Source organism: Lelliottia nimipressuralis (genome assembly GCF_041464075.1).
GTDB classification, from domain to species: domain Bacteria; phylum Pseudomonadota; class Gammaproteobacteria; order Enterobacterales; family Enterobacteriaceae; genus Enterobacter; species Enterobacter nimipressuralis.
The window spans coordinates 3718622-3742296 of the sequence record NZ_CP167172.1; the positions used below are offsets into that span (position 1 = coordinate 3718622).

At 54.3% G+C, this 23675-nt stretch carries 20 protein-coding genes and 1 pseudogene; 10 read left to right on the forward strand and 11 right to left on the reverse strand.

Annotation, left to right across the window (positions count from 1 at the left end; all coding sequences use genetic code 11):
• The first annotated feature begins 577 nt into the window (after window positions 1-577).
• The gene (gene galR / locus ACB496_RS17835) at window positions 578-1594 is read left to right on the forward strand and encodes an HTH-type transcriptional regulator GalR (RefSeq protein ID WP_100779077.1); all 1017 of its coding nucleotides are present in this window, start codon (window positions 578-580) and stop codon (window positions 1592-1594) included.
• Here the strand turns inward: galR and ACB496_RS17840 are convergent.
• The 4 genes and pseudogenes from ACB496_RS17840 to ACB496_RS17855 all read right to left on the reverse strand — a co-directional run bounded on the left by ACB496_RS17840 (window position 1555) and on the right by ACB496_RS17855 (window position 5565).
• Window positions 1555-1927, reverse strand: a pseudogene (locus tag ACB496_RS17840) (GNAT family N-acetyltransferase). The gene galR and the pseudogene ACB496_RS17840 overlap by 40 nt on opposite strands.
• A complete protein-coding gene (locus ACB496_RS17845) occupies window positions 1924-2697 on the reverse strand; it encodes a GntR family transcriptional regulator (protein ID WP_100779075.1) in 774 nt (257 codons plus the stop codon). Before ACB496_RS17845 ends, ACB496_RS17840 begins: the two are co-directional and overlap by 4 nt.
• 95 nt (window positions 2698-2792) lie before the next feature.
• Window positions 2793-4220 carry a glycoside hydrolase family 1 protein gene (locus tag ACB496_RS17850; RefSeq protein WP_248859103.1) on the reverse strand — a complete coding sequence of 476 codons (1428 nt, stop codon included), beginning with the start codon at window positions 4218-4220 and terminating at the stop codon, window positions 2793-2795.
• Window positions 4221-4227: 7 nt separating this feature from the next.
• Window positions 4228-5565, reverse strand: a complete 1338-nt coding sequence (locus tag ACB496_RS17855; RefSeq protein ID WP_100779073.1) for a PTS sugar transporter subunit IIC — start codon at window positions 5563-5565, stop codon at window positions 4228-4230.
• Between the two features lie 394 nt (window positions 5566-5959).
• Here ACB496_RS17855 and ACB496_RS17860 point away from each other — a divergent pair, with 394 nt between their 5' ends.
• Complete coding sequence (locus tag ACB496_RS17860) at window positions 5960-6976, forward strand: LacI family DNA-binding transcriptional regulator (RefSeq protein WP_107702910.1); 1017 nt, start codon at window positions 5960-5962, stop codon at window positions 6974-6976.
• Here ACB496_RS17860 and lysA read toward each other — a convergent pair.
• Entirely contained in the window at window positions 6968-8230 is a 1263-nt protein-coding gene (lysA, locus tag ACB496_RS17865) for a diaminopimelate decarboxylase (RefSeq protein WP_371973173.1), read from the reverse strand. The genes ACB496_RS17860 and lysA overlap by 9 nt on opposite strands.
• A 121-nt stretch (window positions 8231-8351) precedes the next feature.
• On the opposite strand from lysA, the gene ACB496_RS17870 reads away from it, so the two are divergent.
• Window positions 8352-9272 carry a LysR family transcriptional regulator gene (locus ACB496_RS17870; RefSeq protein ID WP_371973174.1) on the forward strand — a complete coding sequence of 307 codons (921 nt, stop codon included), beginning with the start codon at window positions 8352-8354 and terminating at the stop codon, window positions 9270-9272.
• A 4-nt stretch (window positions 9273-9276) separates the two neighbouring features.
• Here the strand turns inward: ACB496_RS17870 and ACB496_RS17875 are convergent, their stop codons facing one another.
• On the reverse strand, window positions 9277-9969 hold the full coding sequence (locus ACB496_RS17875; protein ID WP_371973175.1) for an aspartate/glutamate racemase: 693 nt from the start codon (window positions 9967-9969) through the stop codon (window positions 9277-9279).
• Window positions 9970-10105: 136 nt separating this feature from the next.
• Here ACB496_RS17875 and ACB496_RS17880 point away from each other — a divergent pair, with 136 nt between their 5' ends.
• A complete protein-coding gene (locus ACB496_RS17880) occupies window positions 10106-10429 on the forward strand; it encodes a cupin domain-containing protein (RefSeq protein WP_102104682.1) in 324 nt (107 codons plus the stop codon).
• Window positions 10430-10476: 47 nt separating this feature from the next.
• On the opposite strand, the gene wzz(fepE) is transcribed toward ACB496_RS17880, so the two are convergent.
• Window positions 10477-11607: an LPS O-antigen length regulator Wzz(fepE) gene (wzz(fepE), locus tag ACB496_RS17885; protein WP_312155163.1), complete on the reverse strand. Its 1131-nt coding sequence runs from the start codon at window positions 11605-11607 to the stop codon at window positions 10477-10479.
• Window positions 11608-12153: 546 nt separating this feature from the next.
• Between wzz(fepE) and ACB496_RS17890 the strand changes: the two genes are divergently transcribed.
• The 5 genes from ACB496_RS17890 (at window position 12154) to ACB496_RS17910 (ending at window position 17574) form a co-directional block, all read left to right on the forward strand.
• Window positions 12154-13044, forward strand: a complete 891-nt coding sequence (locus ACB496_RS17890) for a carbohydrate ABC transporter permease (RefSeq protein WP_100779065.1) — start codon at window positions 12154-12156, stop codon at window positions 13042-13044.
• Complete coding sequence (locus ACB496_RS17895) at window positions 13037-13939, forward strand: carbohydrate ABC transporter permease (RefSeq protein ID WP_100779064.1); 903 nt, start codon at window positions 13037-13039, stop codon at window positions 13937-13939. Before ACB496_RS17890 ends, ACB496_RS17895 begins: the two co-directional genes overlap by 8 nt.
• A gap of 12 nt (window positions 13940-13951) precedes the next feature.
• On the forward strand, window positions 13952-15079 hold the full coding sequence (locus tag ACB496_RS17900) for an ABC transporter ATP-binding protein (RefSeq protein WP_268195650.1): 1128 nt from the start codon (window positions 13952-13954) through the stop codon (window positions 15077-15079).
• Between the two features lie 14 nt (window positions 15080-15093).
• Window positions 15094-16380 carry an ABC transporter substrate-binding protein gene (locus ACB496_RS17905; RefSeq protein ID WP_123428604.1) on the forward strand — a complete coding sequence of 429 codons (1287 nt, stop codon included), beginning with the start codon at window positions 15094-15096 and terminating at the stop codon, window positions 16378-16380.
• 66 nt (window positions 16381-16446) lie between these two features.
• Window positions 16447-17574: an oligogalacturonate lyase family protein gene (locus ACB496_RS17910; RefSeq protein ID WP_371973176.1), complete on the forward strand. Its 1128-nt coding sequence runs from the start codon at window positions 16447-16449 to the stop codon at window positions 17572-17574.
• Between the two features lie 39 nt (window positions 17575-17613).
• Here the strand turns inward: ACB496_RS17910 and ACB496_RS17915 are convergent, their stop codons facing one another.
• From ACB496_RS17915 to kduI, 3 genes are all read right to left on the reverse strand, one after another.
• Window positions 17614-19029 carry a sugar porter family MFS transporter gene (locus ACB496_RS17915; protein WP_100779060.1) on the reverse strand — a complete coding sequence of 472 codons (1416 nt, stop codon included), beginning with the start codon at window positions 19027-19029 and terminating at the stop codon, window positions 17614-17616.
• Between the two features lie 313 nt (window positions 19030-19342).
• Window positions 19343-20104 (reverse strand): 2-dehydro-3-deoxy-D-gluconate 5-dehydrogenase KduD, encoded by a 762-nt coding sequence (kduD, locus tag ACB496_RS17920; RefSeq protein ID WP_100779059.1) that lies wholly within the window; start codon window positions 20102-20104, stop codon window positions 19343-19345.
• Between the two features lie 63 nt (window positions 20105-20167).
• On the reverse strand, window positions 20168-21004 hold the full coding sequence (gene kduI / locus ACB496_RS17925; protein WP_100779058.1) for a 5-dehydro-4-deoxy-D-glucuronate isomerase: 837 nt from the start codon (window positions 21002-21004) through the stop codon (window positions 20168-20170).
• A gap of 457 nt (window positions 21005-21461) precedes the next feature.
• On the opposite strand from kduI, the gene ACB496_RS17930 reads away from it, so the two are divergent.
• Window positions 21462-22637, forward strand: a complete 1176-nt coding sequence (locus tag ACB496_RS17930; RefSeq protein WP_371973177.1) for an oligogalacturonate lyase family protein — start codon at window positions 21462-21464, stop codon at window positions 22635-22637.
• 178 nt (window positions 22638-22815) lie between these two features.
• Here ACB496_RS17930 and ACB496_RS17935 read toward each other — a convergent pair whose 3' ends face one another.
• A complete protein-coding gene (locus tag ACB496_RS17935) occupies window positions 22816-23499 on the reverse strand; it encodes an oligogalacturonate-specific porin KdgM family protein (protein WP_371973178.1) in 684 nt (227 codons plus the stop codon).
• Between the last annotated feature and the right edge of the window lie 176 nt (window positions 23500-23675).

Here is a 23675-nt window from a genome sequence, read left to right on the forward strand (position 1 = left end):
AGATTACACGAGAAGTGCAGGCGGGAGGAGAGGTAGCGTATTTCAGGCGAAAAAAAACCTGCGCATCCGCGCAGGCTGGTGCAAGAGATGAGTACGAAACCGTACCAAGAATTCTCACCAATCAATACCTCTGGGATCTTGATTGTGGCTGCTGGCAATCCGCTTCGCCAGCGCGAAAACGCAAGGGAATGAGCCTAAGTGCAACCAGGTGTGAAAAATATCGATTGCTGTTACATGTTGAAGTTACAGACAAAAAAAACCTGCGTATGGACGCAGGTCGGTGTAATTCGTGTTAATCAACCGGAGTCGATTTCACCTATCAATACCTCTGGGATCTCGACTTTAGCAATCTGTTCACATTCTCCACCAGCAGACAATCGCAACAGCCTGCCGCAAAGTGTAAGCAAAGGTTCGCTTTGACATTATTCTGACACGCTTCCCCGTGTAACGATTACACTGTTTTCCCATGTTCTGCGTCACGTTTGCGAGGTGCATTGCGGGCCAGCCCTTGAATGCACCTCGGTTTTCCGCAACACTATTGAGTGTGTAAACGCTTACCCCCTAAAGAAGGTATTTAATGGCGACAATTAAGGATGTGGCTCGTCTGTCGGGTGTTTCTGTGGCGACCGTTTCTCGCGTCATCAACAATTCACCGAAAGCCAGCGATGCGTCCCGTCAGGCCGTGCAAAGCGCCATGGAAACCCTGAACTATCATCCCAACGCCAACGCGCGCGCCCTTGCGCAGCAGTCGACGGAAACCGTGGGTCTGGTGGTCGGCGACGTGTCGGATCCCTTTTTCGGCGCGATGGTCAAAGCGGTTGAACAGGTGGCGTACCAGACCGGCAATTTCCTGCTGATCGGCAACGGCTACCATAACGAACAAAAAGAGCGCCAGGCCATTGAGCAGCTGATACGCCATCGCTGCGCCGCCCTGGTGGTTCACGCCAAAGTCCTCCCCGACGCCGAACTGCTGCATCTGATGAAGCAGATCCCCGGCATGGTTCTGATTAACCGCATTATCCCCGGCTATGAGAAACGCTGCGTGGCGCTGGACGATCGCTACGGCGCCTGGCTTGCCACACGCCATCTGATCCAGCAGGGTCATACGCGCATTGGTTATCTCTGTTCAAACCACCAGATTTCAGATGCCGAAGATCGTCTGCGGGGCTATTACGATGCCCTGCGCGAAAGCGGCCTTCCGTGCAACGATCGTCTGGTCACCTATGGAGAACCCGACGAGAGCGGCGGCGAGCAGGCGATGACGGAGCTGTTAGGCCGTGGGCGGAATTTCACCGCCGTGGCCTGCTATAACGACTCGATGGCCGCGGGTGCGATGGGTGTGCTGAACGATAACGGTATCGACGTACCGGCAGAAATTTCGCTGATTGGTTTCGATGATGTGCTGGTCGCGCGCTATGTGCGCCCGCGCTTAACCACCGTGCGCTATCCGATTGTGACCATGGCAACGCAGGCCGCTGAACTGGCGCTGGCGCTGGCCGAAAAACGCCCGCCGCCAGATATCACTCACCTGTTCAGCCCGACGCTGGTTCGCCGTCACTCCGTGGTTGCCCCCGCAGATCCGGTCAGCGAATAGCGATAGAGATGGACGGTTTTATTCGGGTATTCCAGCGCATCGCCGATGTACTGCCAGCCCTTTCCCGCGCGCGGCGTCATCAACGTACAGCGCCGCCAGCCACGGAAAGAGATCCTGGCGCGTCATCAAATCACAGCGCCATAATCCGACGGTGCCCAGCAGTGTTTCGCCCTCGACCGCCACAAACGTGAGCGGCAGTGCGCCCGGCGTCTGGCTGTGTTCGATGATGCTGGCAAAGAATTCACGCGGTAAACCGTCACCAAACGCCTGCCATAGCCAGTCGGTTACGCGCTGTGCATGGTGCGCAGCGGCATAAAGGGGAATGATCTTCACACCAGTTTTCCCTGGAAAAGCGGGACAGATTCAAAAAGATAGCCGTCAAAATCCGGCGCGTCTTCATCCGACAGCTCCAGCAGGCTTTTTTTGACGTTTTCCAGGTGCTGGAACATAGCCTGCCACGCCCCCATCACGTCGCGACGACGCAGGGCCGCGAGAATGGTCTGGCGATCGCCTAGCCACTTCAGGCGATATGCGCGGCTGGCGATGTGAACGTTGAACTGCTGCCACAGCGGGCTGCTGTCCATGTGGTGCCAGACGCTCTCGACAGTCGCCAGCAGCATCTGGTTTTGCGTTGCGCCCGCCAGCACCAGGTGGAACATCTTGTTGTTATCCTGGCTGTGATCGTCGGCGGCAATGGCGCGCTGCTCCTGCTCGATGATGCGACGCAGATTATCAATATCCGCGCGGGTCGCCATTTTCGCGGCAAAGGCGGCAATATTGCTTTCGAGCAGCTGGCGCGCCTGCAAAATCTCAAACGGACCGACGTCGCTATTTAAAAAGCGCTCTTCCTCGTTTTCGTGCTCTTCGGGGATGCGCATCACGTAAACGCCGGAACCCTGACGGATATCGACGGTACCCTGCAACTCCAGCATGAGTAAGGCTTCGCGCACGATGGTGCGGCTAACGCCGTACGTCTCGGCGATATTGCGCTCAGGCGGCAGACGGGACCCCACAGGATAGTGACCGTCGATGATTTGCGTGCGCAGATCATCGCCAATCTCCTGGTACTGTTTTTTTTCTGGCGGAACGACGGCCTTCTCCACGATTTCACCTGTACTGACAGTTGAGTTGACGCTCGGGCCGGGCATCCTCCCGGCCAGTTGGCGGCTATTTTACCAGAACCTGCGTCGTGATTAGCCTATTTCCATTCATCATCGACAGTCAGCGTCAGCGTGCGTTCATCGCGCAGCTTTCGGAACCACGCCGCCGACTTTTTCGCCCGGCGGGCGCGGTTATCGGCCAGATCGATTTCAATCAGGCCATAGCGGTTTTTGAACGCGTTCATCGGCGAGACGTTATCGGTGAACGCCCACAGCATGTAGCCGTGGCAGTTTGCCCCCTCTTCGCGCGCCAGCAGCGTGTAATAGAGGTGCTCGCTGATAAACGCGATACGATAATCGTCGGCAATAACCCCGTCGCTGCCCCGGAACTGCCCTTCGTTTTCCACCCCCATTCCGCTTTCCGCCACAAACCACGGGATGTTGCGATAGTCGTTTTTGATACGCATCGCCATGTCGTAGATGATTCGTGGATAAATTTCCCAGCCGCGCGAGGCGTTCATTTTGCGCCCCGGCAGCTCGAACGGTTCGTAGTAGTAGGCCGGATGGAAGGGCGTTTCCGGATGCCAGGCCCGTGACGGGGCTTTGACCCGGTGCGGATAATAAAGGTTGATCCCCAGCTCATCGACGGTGTTTTCGGCAATGATTGCCAGCTCATCCGCGCTGTACTCCCACTGCACATGGTGCTGCTCAAGTAAGGTAAACAGCGCCTGTGGATAGCGCCCATGTACCAGCGGGTCGAGAAAGACGCGGTTATAGAACAGATCGTAGATCTCTGCCGCGCGCACGTCATGGGGCGCTTTCGAGCGCGGATAGGTCACTTCCGGATTCAGGATACAGCCCACGGTTCCCCGGTAGCCTTTCTCATGGAACAGCTTCACCACTTTCGCCGTCGCCAGCACTTTGTGATGGTTCCACTGCATCCAGGTGCCTGTGTTCTGCTCGTAGGGCCAGCGCAGCGCGTCGAGATAAACGCGCGTCTGCACCACAATCGGCTCGTTGAAGGTGAACCAGCGCGTCACTTTCCCGTGATAACGTGCAAACACTTTTTCGGCGTAACGCACAAAGAGTTCCACCACCTGCTTTGAGGCCCAGCCGCCGTAGGTTTCCAGCAGCGCACCCGGTAGCTCGTAGTGCTCCAGGCAGATCATCGGCTCGATGCCCTGAAGGTGCATTTCGTCGAACAGAGCGTCGTAATACGCCGCGTACTCTTCATCGACGGTTACGTTTTCGTAATCGGTCAAAAACCGCGACCAGTTAATAGAGGTACGATAGTGCGTCAGCCCGGCCTGTTTCATCAGCGCCACGTCTTCGCGGAAGCGGTTGATAAAATCGGTCGCCACAGCCGGGCCGTAGCCGTTATGCCAGACGTGACGATCGTTTTTGTACCAGAGATCGATCCACGAATCCTGCCCCTCTTTTTTGCCGCTCCAGCCTTCCGTTTGCCAGGCCGACGCGGCGGCACCCAGAATAAAATCCTGCGGGATCGAGATGTGTTTTGTGCTCATGAGATCCTCATACGTTATTTGTCGCTTGCTGGCTTTGCGCCTGCAGGGCCGCCTGCTCCGCGCGGCGTGAGGCCATTTTCACGAACGGCAGATAGATCAGCACGGCGGTGACGATACAGATCAGCTGGGTGATCACCGCTCCCATCGATCCCGCCGTCGACAGCCAGGCGTTAATCAGCGGAGGCGTAGTCCACGGCACCATCACCACGGCTTTTCCGGCGAAACCGGTGACCGTCGCGAAATAGCCAATCGAGCCGGTCACCAGCGGAGTGATGATGAACGGGATCGCGAGGATGGGGTTGAGCATGATTGGCATACCGAAGATCACCGGCTCGTTGATGTTAAAAATCCCCGGCCCGATAGAGAGCTTGGCGATCTCACGCATCTCTTTGCGCTTCGTGCCAATCATCACCGCGATCAGCAGGCCGATGGTCAAACCCGATCCGCCGATGCTCATGTACACATCCCAGAACGGCATGGTGATGATGTTGGGGATCTCTTTGCCCTGCTCGAAGGCGCTCATGTTGACGGTGATCGCCCCCAGCAGCAGCGGCTCGCGGATCGGTTTGATCATCTGATTACCGTGGATGCCGATCACCCAGAAAAGCTGCGCGACGAACATCAGCAACAGAATACCCGGCAGGCTCTGCACCACGCGCTCAAGCGGTTGCTGCACCACCTGATAGACCGCGTCATACAGGTACATGCCGGTCAGTTGATGGAAGATAAAACCGAAGGTCGCAATGGCGGTGGTGGTGATAATCGCCGGGATCAGCGCCGAGAACGACGCCGAAACGTTCGGCGGGACCGTATCAGGCATTTTGATTTTCAGCCCAGGACGGTTTTCCAGCCAGCAGTAAACCTCGACGGAGAGAATGGCAATAAACATACCAAGGAACAGGCTGCGAGTATCTGAGAACTGGCGCAACAGCACGTCTTTCACCACGTGCATCTGCCCGTCGACCAGCATTTCGACGGTGGTCGGCGTGACACAGATAAAGCAGATCACTGCCAGCAGGCCCGGAAACAGCGATTTGATACCGTTGATACGCCCAAGCTCAATACCAATTAAAAACACCGCGCCAATGTTGAGAAAATTCAGCGTGGCGTAGTTTATCGCGCTGGTGATCGGCTTAAGCGCCGCCAGAAACGAGAGGGACTGGAAGCTCGCGAGGCCGTTTTTAGGGTCCAGCACCATGTTTGAAATCAGCACCGAGAAGGCGCCCACAATGATGACCGGCATTAAGGTAATGAACGAAGATTTTATCGCCATGATATAGCGATAGCTGTTGAATTTAGTGGCGAAACTGCCCAGAGCGTCGATCAGTTTTTCCTGCACTGCCATAAGGTAATACCTCAGTAAAAGGGCTTTTATACCCGTCGCCTTTCACGTTGCAGGCTGCACTCACTCACCTGAACCGCTGCCTAACGTAAGCGCATCGGGATGGATACGGGTGCCGCCGTCCTGCCACATGAAGCCGCCTGGATAGAGAATAAGGTGTACAGCCGGATACTATTGGCATACCAAAAATAGCTTCAGGTCGCTCAGGGTTCTGTGATTCAACTCTCAATGCGGCCAGAGGTATTCCAAATCATGATTTTTCACCACTTTGGTATGCCAGTTACCCCGTTTTATGCTGAACCGTGATCGCGATAGGGATTTTCCCCTCGCCGTCTCGCTTATGCGCCTGAGGGTCTGTGATAAACTGCGGACGATTACGTGAATGCAGGAATGTCTAATGGCAACAATGCTGGATGTCTCACTACGCGCGGGTGTGTCGAAAGCCACGGTATCGCGCGTGCTGAATGGCACAGGTCAGGTCAAAGAGAGTACGCGTCAGCAGGTATTTAACGCGATGGAAGAGCTGGGCTATCGCCCAAATTTCCTCGCGCAGTCGCTGGCGAACCAGACCAGCAACAGCATTGGTCTGGTGGTCTCAACTTTTGACGGTTTTTACTTTGGTCGTCTGCTGCAGCAGGCGTCGCGCCAGACGGAAACGCACGGCAAGCAGCTGATCGTCACCGACGGCCACGACGCGCCTGAGCGTGAAGAGCAGGCGGTGCAAATGCTGGCAGATCGCCAGTGCGACGCCATTGTGCTGTATACGCGCTATATGAGCGAAAAAGCGATCATGAAGCTTATCAACAGCGTGAAAATGCCGCTGGTGGTGATTAACCGCGACGTCAGTCTGGCGCGCGATCGATGCGTGTTTTTCGAGCAGCAGGAAGCGGCGTTTAAAGCGGTCGATTATCTGATTAGCCAGGGCCATCGGGAGATCGCCTGCATTACGGTGCCGATTCATACACCAACGGGTAAAGCACGTCTGATGGGCTATCGTCAGGCACTGGAAAAACACGGCATTGCCTGGGACGATCGTCGGGTGAAGTACGGAGATGCGGGCATGACGCGGGGATATGAGCTGTGTAACGAGCTGCTCAGCGAGAAAGTCCCGTTTACCGCCCTGTTTGCCTGTAACGATGATATGGCGCTCGGATCGTCCAAAGCGCTGCATCAGGCCGGGCTGCATATTCCACAGGACATTTCGCTGTTTGGTTTTGACGACGCGCCGAGCGCCAAATGGCTGGAACCCGCCCTCTCCACTGTCTATCTGCCAATCGATAATATGATCGTCACGGCTATCGATCAGGCGGTTCGGCTGGCTAACCACCAGCCGATCGAGACGATCCCGCCGTTTACCGGTACGCTAATGTTGCGCGATTCGGTCACGACAGGGCCGTTTTATACCTCAAAATAGTTCGAGCGCGAGCAGCTCTTCAATGGTCTGGCGACGGCGAATCAGCCGCGCCACGCCGTTATCGAACAGCACTTCCGGCAGCAACGGACGGCTGTTGTAGTTAGACGACATCGACGCACCATATGCCCCCGTATCGTGCAGCACCAGGTAATCTCCCGGCGCAACGACAGGCAACGCGCGAGTTTCCACTTTGCCCCCTTCCTGCTGGGTAAAGACATCGCCCGATTCGCACAGCGGACCGGCGACCACGGTATCAACCCGCGGCGCCTGCGTTAAATCACGACCATCCGCCGCCAGCGCGGTAATGTGGTGATAGCTGCCGTACATCGCCGGGCGCATCAGATCGTTAAAGCCTGCATCCACCAGCACGAAGTGTCGGCTCCCCATCGCCTTCACGCTGCGGACCTGAGTAACCAGCACACCGGACTCTGCCACCAGGAAGCGTCCCGGCTCGATTTCCAGTTTGACCGCATGGCCCAGATGGGCGGCAATTTTATCGCGCGCCGCGCTCCAGAGGCCGTAGTAGTGATCGGTATCGATCGCCTCTTCCCCTTCGCGATACGGGATCGACAGGCCGCCACCGGCGGAGATCGCCTCCAGATCCTGACCGAATTCGATCACCTGGCGCACCATCGCGCCGCACACCTGCTCAAGATGACCGTAATCGACGCCGGAACCAATGTGCATGTGAATGCCCACCAGCGTCAGGTTGTAGCGCTGCAGCACCGCCAGCGCCGCAGGGAGATCGGTATACCAGATGCCGTGCTTGCTGTTTTCACCGCCGGTGTTGGTTTTCTGGCTGTGCCCGTGACCAAAACCTGGATTGACTCGCAGCCAGACGCGGTGGCCCGGCGAAACTTGCCCCAGCTGTTCCAGCATATCCACCGAACCGGCGTTGACCGGGATCTGCAGCTCATGCACGCGGGCGAGCGTCGCGCTGTCAATCACGTCAGCGGTGAAGACAATCGCCTCGCTGTCGTGCTTCGGATCGTACCCTGCCGCCAGCGCACGTTCGATTTCACCCAGCGAAACGGAATCCACTTTCACGCCCTGCTCGCGCATCAGACGCAGAATATGGATGTTCGAACAGGCTTTTTGCGCGAAACGCACCACGTCAAACTGATGCAGCGCCGCAATCTTTTCGCGAACGATCTGCGCGTCATAAACCCAGACCGGGCAGCCAAACTCAGCGGGTAAGCGCAGCAGGTTCTCGGCATTCAGATCGGTATCGGTACTGTTCAGGGGGCGTGGCATGGTGTTCTCCGGGTAACGTCATTTTTTAACATTACGCCACAGCGCGAAGAGAATAAAAAATATCGTTTTATCGCGAGTCTATGCAAAAATGATATGGCTTACCGATCAAAACAGGTGCCCTATGCCCGCCGTTAACCTACGCCATATCGAAATTTTTCACGCGGTGATGACCACCGGTAATCTGACCGAAGCCGCGCAGATGCTGCACACCTCGCAGCCCACGGTGAGCCGCGAGCTGGCGCGGTTTGAAAAAGTGTTAGGGTTGACGCTGTTTGAGCGTACGCGCGGCAGGCTGCATCCGACGGTACAGGGTTTGCGCTTGTTCGAAGAAGTTCAGCGCTCGTGGTACGGCCTGGACCGCATCGTCAGTGCAGCGGAGAGTCTGCGGGAATTCCGCCAGGGCGAGCTGTCAATTGTCTGCCTGCCGGTCTTTTCCCAGTCGTTCCTGCCGCCGCTGATTCAGCCGTTTCTCGCCCGTTATCCCGACGTGAACCTCACTATTGTGCCGCAGGAGTCGCCGCTGCTTGAAGAGTGGCTCTCGGCACAGCGCCACGATTTAGGCCTGACCGAAACCCTGGTCACACCGGCGGGAACGGAGCGCACAGAACTGCTGTCTCTGGATGAAGTCTGCGTGCTGCCTGAGGGCCACCGCCTTGCCAGCAAAAGCGTGCTGACGCCGGCGGATTTCCACGGTGAAAACTATATCAGCCTGTCACAGACCGACAGCTACCGACAGCTGCTGGATACGCTGTTCCAGGAACATCAGGTGAAACGACGGATGGTGGTGGAGACCCACAGCGCGGCGTCCATTTGCGCGATGGTGCGGGCGGGCGTGGGAATTGCGGTGGTGAATCCGCTCACGGCGCTGGACTATGCCGCAAGCGGGATTGTGATCCGCCGCTTTAGCATTTCCGTTCCCTTTACCGTGAGCCTGATTCGTCCGCTGCATCGCCCAGCGTCTGCGCTGGTTGATGCGTTTACGGCGCATCTGGTGGAGCACTCCCGCCGGGTGGCGCAGCAGTTACCGAACCTGCAAAACTAACCTCTTACGACAGCATAAACTCGACGGCATCGGCGGCATGAATTGCCGTAGTGTCAAAGACCGGGAGCGCGCTGTCGTCAGCCGGAACCAGCAGGCCAATCTCGGTGCAGCCAAAGATCACCCCTTCAGCGCCCTGCTCCGCGAGTTTATCGATCACGCCGAGATAATAGTGGCGGGAGGCGTCGCTGAAGGTACCGAGGCACAACTCTTCAAAGATGATCTGGTTGATGCGCGCCCTGTCGGCCTCGGAGGGGATCAGACTTTCAATGCCGAACTGTGACTCCAGTCGCCCGCGATAAAAATCCTGCTCCATGGTGTAGCGCGTCCCCAGGAGTGCCACGCGCGTCATCCCGCTGGCGGTTATGGCCCGCCCGGTGGCATCGGCGATATGCAGGAATGGCAGCGAGCAGCTTTCCTCAATATGTGACGCCACTTTGTGCATGGTATTGGTACAGAGCAGAATGCCTTCCGCGCCCGCACGCTCCAGCCCGAGGGCCGCTTGTGCGAGGATTTCGCCCGCTTTATCCCACTCGCCGCTGGCCTGGCAGGCCTCTATCTCATGGAAATCGACGCTGTGCAGCAGCAGACTCGCCGAATGCAGGCCGCCGAGACGTTGTTTGATGCCTTCATTAATCAGGCGATAATAAGGAATGGTGGACTCCCAGCTCATTCCTCCCAGCAGACCGATCGTTTTCATATGTTCTCCTGTTCAGATTTCTCCAGTGAAGCAAACTTGTGATCCTGTTTCCAGTTATTTGGCTTGCCGTTTCCTTTTCTCTCGCGCTGATATAAATTAATTAAAACAATGTTTCACTAATTAACAGGACACCACGATGTTTATTTTCCACAAAGAGACACAGCTTGAGGATCTGGGCAATGGCGTGACGCGTCGTATTCTGGCGCACGACGGTAAGATGATGGCGGTGGAAGTCAATTTTGAGCAGGGGGCGATTGGGCCAATGCACAACCATCCGCACGAACAGTTAACCTATGTGCTCTCCGGCGAATTCGAGTTCACCATTGGCGAAGAGAAGCACGTGGTGACGGCGGGCGACACTCTCTATAAAGAGCCGCACGTGATGCACGGCTGCGTGTGCCTGAAACCTGGCACGCTGCTGGATACCTTCACCCCCGTGCGCGAAGATTTTCTCAAATAAATAAAAAAGGGCGGTTGTTATCCCGCCCTTCTCGTCATCAATGTGATTTAGTTCGTCGCCAGTTCATGCTCTGGTAGCGGTGAACGTGCATGCATTGCCTCACGAATCAGCACGCTGCCACAAGCCACGATTCCGCCGATCAGAGCGGCCAGGATAATGATCAGAGCCTTGCCCGGTCCGTCTTTTTTCACCGGCATCGACGGCGAAAGCTGATACTTGAACGGTTCGAAATTCACATCATTGATGGAGAGCTTCTCCAGCTGAGCCAGATGGTATTCGCGGTTCTGGAAATCGGCATTCAGCTCGGCCACATCTTTCAACGATTTCTCAATTCGCAGTTTCTGCGCAATGCCGTCCGCGCCCAGCGCGATGGAGTAATCAGGATCGTCTTTTACCGCCTGACCATTGCTGTAGACCGGCTTTTTGATTCCGGCGGCGTTCGCCACTTCCAGAGAGTAGTTAAGGCGCTGAAGATTGGTGTTATGGATCGTCGTCAGACGGACACGGTCCAGCTCCAGCCGCTCTTTTTCCATCTGCGTTTTCAGTTCCAGCGCGTTACGCACGTTGAGCATCGTCTCTTTCTCAACGATGGCAGAGATGTAATCGATGTACCCTTTCAGCACGATCTGCGCGTCTTGCGCCGTCGGCGCGCTAAAACTCAACGTCCATGACGCGTAGGGCGCTTTATCGGAATTTTTGGCTGCTGCGTTGTCGGTCGCGGTCATGCGTTCGGCAATATTCACCGCCGCGCGATGCAAGTCCTGCGGATCGATCTCAGCATCTTTTAACTGCGCCATCACGAAGGGGGAGGTCTTCAGATACTCTTCCAGCAGCGACTGAGACTGAAACTTTTTGATAAACAGGTTAAAGACGTCCGATCGCTTAACGCTGACATCGACATCCAGCACCTGCAGTGCGACCAGCATTTTCTGCACGTCACTCCACTGGGTTTGCTCCGCGGGAGTCACTACCGCTTTACTGGTCCACTTTTGTGGCATCAGGAAGGCGGCGATAAGCCCCACGACAGCAAAAGCGAAAACCACAGCAATAATCCGCTTTCTGGCGGCAAATAAGATTTCGAAGAGCCCCAGGAGGTCAATTTCTTTCTGGGCAACGACCGGGGGTGGATAACTGGCAAAATGCAGCTCCGTGCTTTTTTTGATATCCATAGCAGACATTCTAATTCTTCTGGTTGAGTTGCAGTGAAATCCTGCCAATCACAGTTAGGTAAAATGGATGATACCCGAAACTAAGAATCATCTGAATGTGCGTTTGCAAAAAATGAGGAATGCGCTACGAAATTTAGTAGTTAGTCGCAATGAGTTATTGAATGTTACAAAGACACATGTTTCACCCGTCACCGATCTCCTCCTTCGGCTTTTCTTCTGTCTAAAAGTCAAAATTGCCAGCCACCTCACCTTATTGAAACAGCGTTTCGACAGCGATCACATTTCCATCATTAATAGAATGACGCAGAAACAAATCGCAATAAAATAAATTAAAACGATGTTTTACAAATCAAGAACAACGGTTCGTTTGTTTTTGAAACCCAGACAAGGCGTGTCCAAATGGAATGATAAAACATCTTATTTATCAGCAGGTAAATGGAGTAGACCTCGTGCGACGCACACCGAACACTCGCTTCCCCGTCTCGTAAAACCGATGCGGGCAGCAGCACCACCAGCAGATTCCGTTTTAAACCATTGATTGCCAGGTAGGTATGTATGAATGAAAACAAAATGCTGGGGCTAGCGTGGATATCACCCTACATAATCGGGTTGATAATCTTTACCGCGTTTCCCTTTGTTTCATCTTTCTTTCTCAGTTTCACTGATTACGATCTGATGAGCCCGCCGGTATTTAACGGCATTGAAAACTACCGCTACATGTTTACAGAAGATACCCTCTTCTGGAAATCCATGGGCGTCACTTTTGCCTATGTATTTTTGACCATCCCGCTGAAGCTGGCCTTTGCGCTGGGAATTGCGTTTGTCCTGAACTTTAAATTACGCGGCATTGGATTCTTCCGAACGGCCTATTATATTCCGTCAATCCTCGGCAGCTCCGTCGCTATTGCCGTTCTGTGGCGCGCGCTGTTTGCGATTGATGGCCTGCTGAACAGCTTTATCGGCGTATTTGGTCTGGACCCGGTGAACTGGCTCGGTGAACCGTCTCTGGCGCTGATGTCCGTCACCTTACTGCGCGTCTGGCAGTTTGGTTCCGCGATGGTCATCTTCCTGGCCGCTCTGCAAAACGTTCCTCAGTCTCAGTATGAAGCGGCGATGATCGACGGCGCTTCTAAATGGCAGATGTTCATGAAAGTGACCGTGCCGCTGATTACGCCAGTGATCTTCTTCAACTTCATTATGCAGACTACCCAGGCGTTCCAGGAATTTACCGGTCCGTACGTGATAACGGGCGGTGGACCAACCTATTCGACCTATCTGTTCTCGCTTTACATCTACGACACCGCCTTCAAGTACTTTGATATGGGTTACGGCGCAGCGCTGGCCTGGATCCTGTTCCTGGTCGTCGCGGTCTTTGCCGCTATCGCCTTTAAATCTTCGAAATACTGGGTGTTCTACTCTGCCGATAAGGGAGGCAAAAATGGCTGATATTCAGGAACTCTCCACGGCGAGAAGCATCGCGGAACGCGAAGTGGCCCGCACGCTGCGCAAAGAGAAAATCAACGCCAGTATCCGCTACGTGATCCTGCTGTTTGTTGGCCTGCTGATGCTCTATCCGCTGGTGTGGATGTTCTCGGCGTCGTTCAAACCGAACCACGAGATCTTCACCACCCTGAGCCTGTGGCCCGCACACGCCACCTGGGACGGCTTTATCAACGGCTGGAAAACCGGTACCGAGTACAACTTTGGCCATTACATGCTGAACACCTTTAAGTATGTGATCCCGAAAGTGATTCTGACCATTATCTCCTCCACCATCGTGGCGTACGGCTTTGCCCGCTTCGAGATCCCCTGGAAGAAATTCTGGTTCGCCACGCTCATCACCACCATGCTCCTGCCGAGCACCGTACTGCTGATCCCGCAGTACCTGATGTTCCGCGAAATGGGCATGCTGAACAGCTATATGCCGCTGTACCTGCCGCTGGCGTTCGCCACCCAAGGGTTCTTCGTCTTCATGCTGATTCAGTTCCTGCGCGGTGTTCCGCGTGACATGGAAGAAGCCGCACAGATCGACGGCTGTAACTCCCTGCAGGTGCTGTGGTATGTGGTAGTGCCGATTCTGAAACCGGCCATTATCTCCGTCGCATTGTTCCAGTTCATGTGGTCAATGAACGACTTTATCGGGCCGCTGATTTATGTCTACAGCGTGGATAAATACCCGATTGCACTGGCTCTGAAAATGTCCATCGACGTCACCGAAGGTGCGCCGTGGAACGAAATTCTGGCAATGGCGAGCATCTCCATTCTGCCATCCATCATTGTCTTCTTCCTGGCACAGCGCTACTTCGTACAGGGCGTAACCAGCAGCGGAATTAAAGGTTAAGAGGGAAATATCATGGCTGAAGTTATTTTCAACAAACTGGAAAAGGTTTACTCCAACGGCTTCAAAGCGGTACATGCTATCGACCTGAAAATCGCTGAAGGGGAATTTATGGTAATCGTCGGGCCATCCGGCTGCGCCAAATCAACCACTCTGCGTATGCTGGCGGGTCTTGAGACCATCAGCGGTGGCGAAGTCCGCATCGGCGAGAAGATCGTCAACAACCTCGCGCCAAAAGAGCGCGGAATTGCGATGGTGTTCCAGAACTACGCGCTCTATCCGCACATGACCGTGCGTGAAAATCTGGCCTTCGGTCTGAAGCTCAGCAAAATGCCGAAAGATCAGATTGAAGCACAGGTCAACGAAGCGGCGAAAATCCTCGAACTGGAAGAGTTGCTGGACCGTTTACCGCGCCAGCTCTCCGGCGGTCAGGCACAGCGTGTGGCCGTGGGTCGCGCCATCGTCAAAAAACCTGACGTGTTCCTGTTCGATGAACCGCTCTCCAACCTCGACGCCAAGCTGCGCGCCTCGATGCGTATCCGTATTTCTGACCTGCACAAACAGCTGAAGAAATCCGGTAAACCGGCGACCACCGTTTACGTCACCCACGATCAGACGGAAGCGATGACCATGGGCGACCGCATCTGCGTGATGAAACTCGGTCACATCATGCAGGTGGATACCCCGGACAACCTCTACCACAAACCGAAAAACATGTTCGTGGCCGGGTTTATCGGCGCGCCTGAGATGAATATTCGCGCCACTCGATTGGTTGATCAGCAGGGCCGTCTGGCGCTGAGCATCGGCAATGAAACGATGCCATTAAGCGAAACCTTGCACGACAAAGTGATCGGCCATCAGGCGCAAGACACCTTCTACGGCATCCGCCCGGAATTTGTCTCTGTCTCTGACGAGCCGTTCGCAGAAGGTAGCTGCAGCGGCGAGCTGGTACGCGTAGAGAACATGGGTCACGAGTTCTTCGTCTACCTGAAAGTCTCTGATTACGAACTGACTGCCCGAATTCCTTCCGATGAAGCTAAACCTATGATTGATAAAGGACTTCATCGTAAGGTGTATTTCAAGTTTGATATGAATAAGTGCCACATTTTTGATGCAAAAACTGAACTGAACATCTCAATCTAACTGGAGTTATAAAAATGAAAAAAGTGCTTTTAAGCGCAGCAATCTCCGCTACCCTGGGCCTTACTGCTTTGCCATCGATGGCGCAAGATGTTGATTTACGTATGTCCTGGTGGGGGGGTAATGGCCGCCATCAGGTTACCCTGAAAGCGTTAGAAGAGTTCCACAAACAGCATCCGGACATTAACGTCAAAGCCGAATACACCGGCTGGGACGGCCACCTGTCGCGTCTGACCACCCAGATTGCAGGCGGCACCGAGCCGGACGTTATGCAGACTAACTGGAACTGGCTGCCGATCTTCTCGAAAACCGGCGACGGCTTCTACGATCTCAACAAAATGAAAGACGTGATCGACTTAAGTCAGTTCGATGCCAAAGAGCTGCAGTCCACCACTGTCGACGGTAAGCTGAACGGTATCCCGATCTCCGTGACCGCGCGCGTGTTCTATTTTAACGATGAGACCTGGAAAAAAGCGGGCGTCGAATACCCGAAAACCTGGGACGAGCTGAAAGCCGCGGGTAAAGCCTTTGAGAGCAAACTGGGTAAACAGTATTACCCGGTAGTTCTGGAACATCAGGACACGCTGGCGCTGCTGAACTCCTATATGATTCAGAAATACAACATTCCAGCCGTTGACGAAAAAGCGAAAAAATTCTCCTACAGCAAAGAGCAGTGGGTGGAATTCTTCCAGACTTACAAAGATCTGGTGGATAGCCACGTGATGCCAGACACCAAATACTACGCGTCATTCGGCAAGAGCAACATGTATGAAATGAAGCCGTGGATTCAGGGTGAATGGGGTGGTACCTACATGTGGAACTCCACCATTAACAAGTATTCCGACAACCTGAAGCCACCGGCGAAACTGGAGCTGGGTAGCTACCCAATGCTGCCAGGCGCAACGGATGCGGGCCTGTTCTTCAAACCGGCGCAGATGCTCTCTATCGGTAAATCGAGCAAAAACCCGGAAGCCGCAGCAAAAGTCATTAACTTCCTGCTGAACAGCAAAGAAGGGGTGGATACGCTGGGTCTGGAGCGCGGCGTGCCGCTGAGTAAAGTGGCGGTGCAATACCTGACAGAAGACGGCACCATCAAAGAGAACGATCCGGCCGTCGCGGGCCTGCGCCTGGCGCAGTCTCTGCCAGCCAAACTCTCTGTCTCGCCATACTTTGACGACCCGCAGATCGTGGCGCAGTTCGGCACCTCCCTGCAGTATCTCGACTACGGTCAGAAATCCGTGGAAGAGACGGCAACCGACTTCCAGCGTCAGGCTGAACGTATCCTGAAACGCGCGATGCGCTAATTCCTGTGACCTTCCCTGCCCTGCTACCTCCGGTGGCAGGGTATTTTTTTATCCGGAGAACACGCTATGAAAGGCAAAATCATCCCGCTGACTTTTCGCACGCGCCAGGACAGTGAAACGGGGCACGAGGTGATACGGATGACGCCCCCGCACATCATTTGTCATCGCAACTACTTCTATCAAAAGTGTTTTACTCAGGACGGCAGCAAGCTGATTTTTGGCGGCGCGTTTGAGGGCCACTGGAACTACTACCTGCTGGATATCGCCAGACAGCAGGCCACCCAGCTCACCGACGGGGCGGGTGATAACACCTTTGGCGGGTTCTTATCTCATGATGATAAAGCGCTGTGGTATGTGAAAAACAACCGCGAACTGCGGCGCGTCTGTCTCGACAGTTTCGAAGAGCAGATTGTGTATGCGGTCGACGACGAGTGGGTGGCGTATGGCACCTGGGTCGCGAATTCAGACTGCACAAAACTGGTCGGGATCGAAATCAAAAAGCGTGACTGGCAGCCGTTGACCGACTGGAGCAAGTTCCGCGCCTTTTACTTTACCCAGCCCGAATGCCGCCTGATCAATATTGATCTACGCACCGGCGAGCAGCAGGTGATTTTGCAGGAAAAACGCTGGCTCGGGCATCCGATCTATCGTCCGTTTGACGACAGCACAGTGGCGTTTTGCCATGAAGGACCGCGCGATGCCATCGACGCCCGCATGTGGCTCATCAATCCCGATGGCAGCCAGCTTCGCAAGGTGCGCCAGCATGCGCCGGGGGAAAGCTTTACCCATGAATTCTGGGTGCCGGATGGTTCCGCGCTCTATTATGTCGCGCACAAGGAGAACGATCCTCAGCGCTATCTTTGCAGCGCCGATCCGCTGACGCTGGAAAATCGTCAGCTGATGGCAATCCCGCCCTGTTCGCATCTGATGAGTAACCACGACGGCTCACTGATCGTGGGCGACGGCGCGCCGCACAATACGGGCGATATCAGCCTGAACGATCCTTTTATCTGGGTATTTAATATTGCGACCGGAACGCAACACGCCGTTTGCCAGCATAACACCAGCTGGAAAGTGCTTGATGGGGACCGCCAGGTGACGCATCCGCACCCGTCGTTTTCGCCGGATAATCAGTGGGTGTTGTATACGTCGGATGAGGAAGGGATGCCGGCGCTGTATTTAGCGCGAGTGTAAAAAAAGCCCGGCAGGCGTAGCGCCACCGGGCAGCAAAAATCAGACGCCGATATTGCGTAACTTCTCCCCCGCCATCAGCTTGCGTTCGATATGTTCCAGCGTGACGTTTTTGGTTTCAGGAATCAGCCAGAACGTGATGCCGATAAACGCCACATTCAGCACCGTATAGAGCCAGAAGGTTCCCGCTGCGCCGATGGAGTCGAGCAGCGTCAGGAAGGTCGCGCCGATAATCATGTTCGACACCCAGTTGGTGGTAGTGGAACAGGTGATACCAAAGTCGCGGCACTTCAGCGGCTGAATTTCCGAGCACAGGATCCACACCACCGGCGCAGCGCTCATCGCATAGCCCGCGATGCACATCATGGTCATGCCGACGGAGAGCCAGGAGAGACTGCTGGAGGCCGTACCGTTATCGAACTGCATCAGACAGTAGCCGAGGATCAGCGTTCCGAGCGCCATCACGCTGAAACCAATTTTCAGCGCCGGTTTGCGCCCCGCTTTATCAACGGTAAATACGGCGATAAAGGTGGCGAACATAAAGGTCAGGCCCACTACCAGCGTGGCGATCATCTGCTGTTCGGTGGTGGTAAAACCGGCCATTTTGAAAATGCGCGGCGCGTAATACATGATGATGTTCATCCCGGTAAACTGTTGCATCGCCTGCAGCAGCATCCCAAGAAACACCGCGCGGCGCACGTTGCGGTTGGCCTTAAACAGCGACCAGCCGCCCTGCTTCAGCTTCAGGCTTTCGCGGATTTCATTCAGCTCTTCGCGCGCTTTTTCCGAGGTATCGCGCAGCATCCGCAGCACTTCTTCCGCCTCCACGTGGCGCCCCTTTTGTGCCAGCCAGCGCGGGCTGTTCGGCAAGAAAATCACCAGCACCATCAGCAGTACGGCGGGCAGCGCCAGCACGCCCAGCATTGCGCGCCAGTTGCCGCTATAGCTGAAATAGGTATCCGAAAGAAATGCCAGCACGATACCCAGCGTCACCATCAGCTGGTACATGCTGATCATTTTTCCGCGCACGTTTTCACTCGCCATCTCAGAGAGGTAGAGCGGGGCCGTGTAGGACGCAATCCCCACCGCTACGCCCAGCAGTACGCGGGAAAGCAGTAGCGCTTCAACGCCTGTGGCAAACGCGGAACCGAGCGAACCGGCGACAAACAGCACTGCCCCCACCATCAGGCTGTATTTGCGCCCCAGCCGGAAAGAGAGCCAGCCGTTGAACAGGGCACCCAGCGCCGCGCCGAGCATCATGCTGCTCACCACCCACTCCTGCAGACGGCTGCTAAGCGTAAAGTGGTCAGTGATAAACGGCAGCGCACCGGCGATGACGCCGATATCCAGCCCAAACAGTAAACCGGCCACCGCCGCTGAAACGGACACGAACAGATTCATTCTGCGGGTATCGCGCAGGGCGCGGGGCATAAAGGTAGAGTCATTGATAGATGTCATAATTTCCTGCCTGAACAGCGATAAGACGTTAACTGAAATTACGAGAAAGCCAGCAAAAGTGTCAGGCCGTTAGACGCGAAGTTATGGATTATTTGGCTGGGCAGTAGCGATCTGTGATGGACATTACAATTTCAACTCTGGGTAATTAATCACCATTTATTGTTAATGCATTAATTTATAAGCATTAAAGTTGTGATATGCATCCATCATGGATTTTCACTATGGATTTTATGACTTTAAGAATATGGACAAGCTGATTTTTTGGCAAAAAAAACCTCCGCACCCGGCAGAGGTTTTCTTTATAAGGCGAGAATTAACGTGCCAGCCAGCCACCGTCCACCGCAACGGTGTAGCCGTTGATGTAGTCAGATGCCGGGGAGGCCAGGAAGACAATCGGCCCCATCAGATCGCTTGGCAGACCCCAACGGCCCGCCGGGATGCGGTCGAGAATTTCCGCGCTACGCTGTTCATCCGCACGCAGCTGCTGGGTGTTGTTGGTCGCCATGTAGCCTGGTGCAATCGCGTTGACGTTGATGTTGTGCTTCGCCCACTCGTTTGCCAGCAGACGGGTCACGCCCATCACGGCGCTTTTTGACGCGGTGTAAGACGGCACACGGATGCCCCCCTGGAAAGAGAGCATGGAGGCGATATTGATGATCTTGCCGCCGTTACCCTGGGCGATAAAGTGTTTCGCCGCCGCCTGAGACATGAAGAACACGCTCTTAATGTTCAGATTCATCACGTCATCCCAGTCGCGCTCGCTGAAGTTGATCGCGTCTTCACGACGAATCAGACCCGCGTTGTTGACCAGCACATCGATATGACCAAATTCAGCCACGGCGCGATCCAGCAGTTCAGGGATCACGTCGATTTTGCGCAGGTCCGCGGTCAGGCTCAGGAAGCGACGACCCAGCGCAGTCACGCGCTCGATGGTTTCAGTCGGTTCAACAATGTTGATCCCCACGATATCGCAGCCCGCTTCCGCCAGACCCAGCGCCATACCCTGGCCCAGACCGGTGTCACACCCGGTTACGACCGCTACTTTACCCTGCAGAGAAAATGCATCCAGAATCATGTTTGTTCCTTAATCTTTCAGAGCCTGTCACGAACAGGCAGGTTTATGCTTCACTGCCCGCGACTAGCGCAGATCCTTAACAGCGACGTGGTCCATGTCATCGAAGACCTGATTTTCACCGACCATACCCCAGATGAAGGTATAGGCTTTGGTGCCAACACCGGAGTGAATGGACCAGCTCGGCGAAATCACGGCCTGCTCGTTTTGCATCACGATATGGCGCGTCTCTTGTGGCTGCCCCATCATGTGGAACACGCAGGCGTCTTCGTCCATGTTGAAATAGAAATACACTTCCATGCGGCGCTCATGGGTATGGCACGGCATGGTGTTCCACAGGTTGCCTGGGTCCAGTTCGGTCAGGCCCATGCTGAGCTGGCAGGTTTCCAGCACATCAGGAACGAAGTATTTGTTGATGGTGCGGCGGTTGCTGGTGAGGTTGTCACCGAGGGTGACTGGCGCAACATCCGCTGGAGTGACTTTTTTGGTTGGGTATGCCGTATGCGCCGGTGCGCAGTTGTAGTAGAACTTCGCCGGTTTGCTGCTATCGATGCTTGCAAACACCACTTCCTGCGCGCCTTTGCCGACATACAGGGCATCGCGATGACCGATTTCATAGCAGGTGCCGTCTACCGTGATAGTGCCCGGCCCGCCGATGTTAATCACACCCAGCTCGCGACGCTCCAGGAAGTAGCTGACGCCCAGCTGTTTACCCACTTCGCCACCCACGGAAACGGTTTTGGTGGTTGGCATGATCCCGCCGACGATGATGCGGTCGATGTGGCTGTACACCATGGTGTATTCATCAGCTACAAACACCTTCTCAACTAAAAACTCATCGCGCAGACCCTGAGTATCCAGTGTTTTAGCGTGCGCGCTGTGGATGCTTTGTCTGACGTCCACATTTACCTCCAGAAATGATCGTGCCCGAGGGCAAGGATGATTAACGAAACAACGTTCCGTTTTCTCTATGAGCACATAGTATCCGCTGCGAAATGGGTTTTCAATTACATTTAAAACGATGTTTCACTTTTTCTGCATCTTAATAACAGAAGTGTAGTTTGGATCACGATTGTTAAGCGTTGACAGGGATGCAGAGGCGGCACACGGAAAACAGGTGCAGAATATTTATCATAGTAAACAATCAATTATAAAACCTTTAAGATTTGACCGCAGAGAAAACATTCCACGTTCAAAATCAAAGATAGCCCTCACGACAAACAATTATTCTTACAAAGTGCGCCATCAGTCACACACATTGAAACAATGTTTTGATAATTTAACACTCAGTTTTTAACTTATCTCACATTCAGATCTGACTGGCAGAAAGTATCCTGCGGTCATATTAAAGGAGCGCATCATGGCTAAAGGTATGCGGGTCAAGCTGAACTATGACGTCAGCCGCGATCCGGATACAGGCGTGGAAATCACCCGCCTGACCCCACCGGAAGTAACCTGTCATCGAAACTACTTTTATCAGAAGTGCTTCTTTAATGATGGCAGCCATCTGCTGTTCGCCGGAGAGTTCGACGGCCACTGGAACTACTATCTGCTGGATCTGAAAAAAGCCGAAGCGGTGCAGCTGACGGAAGGCGCGGGTGACAATACGTTTGGCGGTTTTCTCTCGCCGGACGATAAGTCCCTTTATTACGTCAAAAACGACCGCACTCTGCTGGAAGTGAATCTGGACACGCTGGCCGAGCGCGAAGTGTATCGCGTCTCCGACGAGTGGGTCGGCTACGGCACCTGGGTCGCAAACAGCGATTGCACCAAACTGGTCGGGATCGAGATCGCCAAAAGCGACTGGACGCCACTGAACGACTGGAAAATTTTCCATGACTTCTTCCACAAAGGGCCGCACTGCCGCCTGCTGCGCGTGGATCTGAAAACCGGTGAAAGCGCGACCATTCACGAAGAGAAAAACTGGCTCGGCCACCCTATCTATCGCCCGTTCGACGACAATACTGTCGCCTTCTGCCACGAAGGTCCGCACGACCTGGTGGATGCGCGGATGTGGATGGTGAACGAAGACGGCAGCAATGTGCGCAAAGTGAAAGAGCACGCCGAAGGCGAAAGCTGCACGCACGAGTTCTGGGTGCCAAACGGCTCCGCGCTGGTGTATGTCTCGTATCTGAAAGGTCAGCAGGGCCGCACCATTTACAGCTTTAACCCGGACACCGGCGTCAACGACGCGGTCATGCAGATGCCAGCCTGTTCTCATTTGATGAGCAACTTTGACGGCACGCTGCTGGTCGGCGACGGTTCTGGTACGCCGGTGGATGTGAAAGACACCAGCGGTTACACCATCGATAACGATCCTTATCTGTACGCCTTTGACGTGGCGAAAAAAGCGCACTTCCGCATCGCCCGTCACGATACCTCCTGGGCCACCGTGGCAAACAGCCGGCAGGTGACCCACCCGCATCCATCCTTTACTCCGGATGATAAAGCGGTGCTGTTCAGTTCCGATAAAGACGGCAAACCCGCTCTCTATATCGCGATACTCCCCGAGCAACCTGAAATGTTGCATGCATGATTTAAGTTAGTGTTTCTGTAACTGGCCTTGCCCTCCTCCTGGAGGGCTTTTTTTGGTTTGAAGAACATCTGTTTGCTCGTGATTTCGACCCGACCAGGCGAATCCCCCCCTGCCGACAGGCATAAAAAAGCCGGCTCATGCGAGCCGGCTTTTTCCCGGAGGTACTGTTTATTATTATTTAGAAGGAATATGCCACACCTAAACGGAAACGCGTCTGACGTTCGTCGGTCTCTTTCACGCCCACGTTGCCCACTTCCACATACGGCGCCCAGTTTTTATCCCATTTGTATGCCAGCTTTGCGTTATATTCGTTGGAATAATCTTTATTATTATTACGAATCATCCCTTCTGAACTCTTCGCATAGACATAGTTCAGCTCGGTACGGAAATCACCCATTACCCAGCCTACCCACGCATCGCCACGGTTAACTTTATCGTCGTCTTTATTTGAGCTTGAAGGATAGCGCGTATATTCGTAACGATAACGGGCCGCCACATAGAAGCCACTGTCGAAACTGTATTGCAAATGAAGATTCGGTTTATAGATGGTACGGCTGTCATTACTTTCGATGGTAAATGCCGGTGTCAGCGCAATATTGTCGGTGGCTTTCCAGCGCCAGCTAATCTGGTCTTCGTGGCCGTTACCGACGACATCCGCAAAAGGCTGGTCGGCTTTGTCGCCGCCTGATTTCCATTTTGCTTCAACGGAAAAACCTAAGCCATTGGCGAAGCGGTGTGACATGGAAACACGGTCGGCGTTAGAGCCGCTGTCGATGTATTCGTGACGTAAATCAACGGTAACAGCCTGAGCTGCGAAAGACGCACCAACGAGAGAAGCAAGGACCAGAGATTTTTTAAACATGACAAAACCCTCAAATAAAATTATGTTTCGTTTTTATGAAATTGCATTTTATTTTTTAAATAACGATATTTTAGTGATCGAGATCGTAATTATTTGTTTCAACTTTTTTGGCAAAGATCGACGTGACACCCATCAACAAACATCGGGCATTAAAAGGGAATTTCAGGTGTAAGATC

Excerpts from the sequence above, each read along its gene's own strand:
- ACB496_RS17935 (WP_371973178.1), bottom strand. The coding sequence starts at position 23,499 with ATGTTTAAAAAATCTCTGGTCCTTGCTTCTCTCGTTGGTGCGTCTTTC.
- ACB496_RS17870 (WP_371973174.1), top strand. The coding sequence starts at position 8,352 with ATGCCCGCCGTTAACCTACGCCATATCGAAATTTTTCACGCGGTGATG.
- galR (WP_100779077.1), top strand. The coding sequence starts at position 578 with ATGGCGACAATTAAGGATGTGGCTCGTCTGTCGGGTGTTTCTGTGGCG.
- ACB496_RS17855 (WP_100779073.1), bottom strand. The coding sequence starts at position 5,565 with ATGGCAGTGCAGGAAAAACTGATCGACGCTCTGGGCAGTTTCGCCACT.
- lysA (WP_371973173.1), bottom strand. The coding sequence starts at position 8,230 with ATGCCACGCCCCCTGAACAGTACCGATACCGATCTGAATGCCGAGAAC.
- ACB496_RS17910 (WP_371973176.1), top strand. The coding sequence starts at position 16,447 with ATGAAAGGCAAAATCATCCCGCTGACTTTTCGCACGCGCCAGGACAGT.
- ACB496_RS17875 (WP_371973175.1), bottom strand. The coding sequence starts at position 9,969 with ATGAAAACGATCGGTCTGCTGGGAGGAATGAGCTGGGAGTCCACCATT.
- ACB496_RS17905 (WP_123428604.1), top strand. The coding sequence starts at position 15,094 with ATGAAAAAAGTGCTTTTAAGCGCAGCAATCTCCGCTACCCTGGGCCTT.
- ACB496_RS17900 (WP_268195650.1), top strand. The coding sequence starts at position 13,952 with ATGGCTGAAGTTATTTTCAACAAACTGGAAAAGGTTTACTCCAACGGC.
- ACB496_RS17860 (WP_107702910.1), top strand. The coding sequence starts at position 5,960 with ATGGCAACAATGCTGGATGTCTCACTACGCGCGGGTGTGTCGAAAGCC.
- ACB496_RS17880 (WP_102104682.1), top strand. The coding sequence starts at position 10,106 with ATGTTTATTTTCCACAAAGAGACACAGCTTGAGGATCTGGGCAATGGC.
- ACB496_RS17890 (WP_100779065.1), top strand. The coding sequence starts at position 12,154 with ATGAATGAAAACAAAATGCTGGGGCTAGCGTGGATATCACCCTACATA.
- ACB496_RS17915 (WP_100779060.1), bottom strand. The coding sequence starts at position 19,029 with ATGACATCTATCAATGACTCTACCTTTATGCCCCGCGCCCTGCGCGAT.
- kduD (WP_100779059.1), bottom strand. The coding sequence starts at position 20,104 with ATGATTCTGGATGCATTTTCTCTGCAGGGTAAAGTAGCGGTCGTAACC.
- ACB496_RS17895 (WP_100779064.1), top strand. The coding sequence starts at position 13,037 with ATGGCTGATATTCAGGAACTCTCCACGGCGAGAAGCATCGCGGAACGC.
- ACB496_RS17850 (WP_248859103.1), bottom strand. The coding sequence starts at position 4,220 with ATGAGCACAAAACACATCTCGATCCCGCAGGATTTTATTCTGGGTGCC.
- ACB496_RS17930 (WP_371973177.1), top strand. The coding sequence starts at position 21,462 with ATGGCTAAAGGTATGCGGGTCAAGCTGAACTATGACGTCAGCCGCGAT.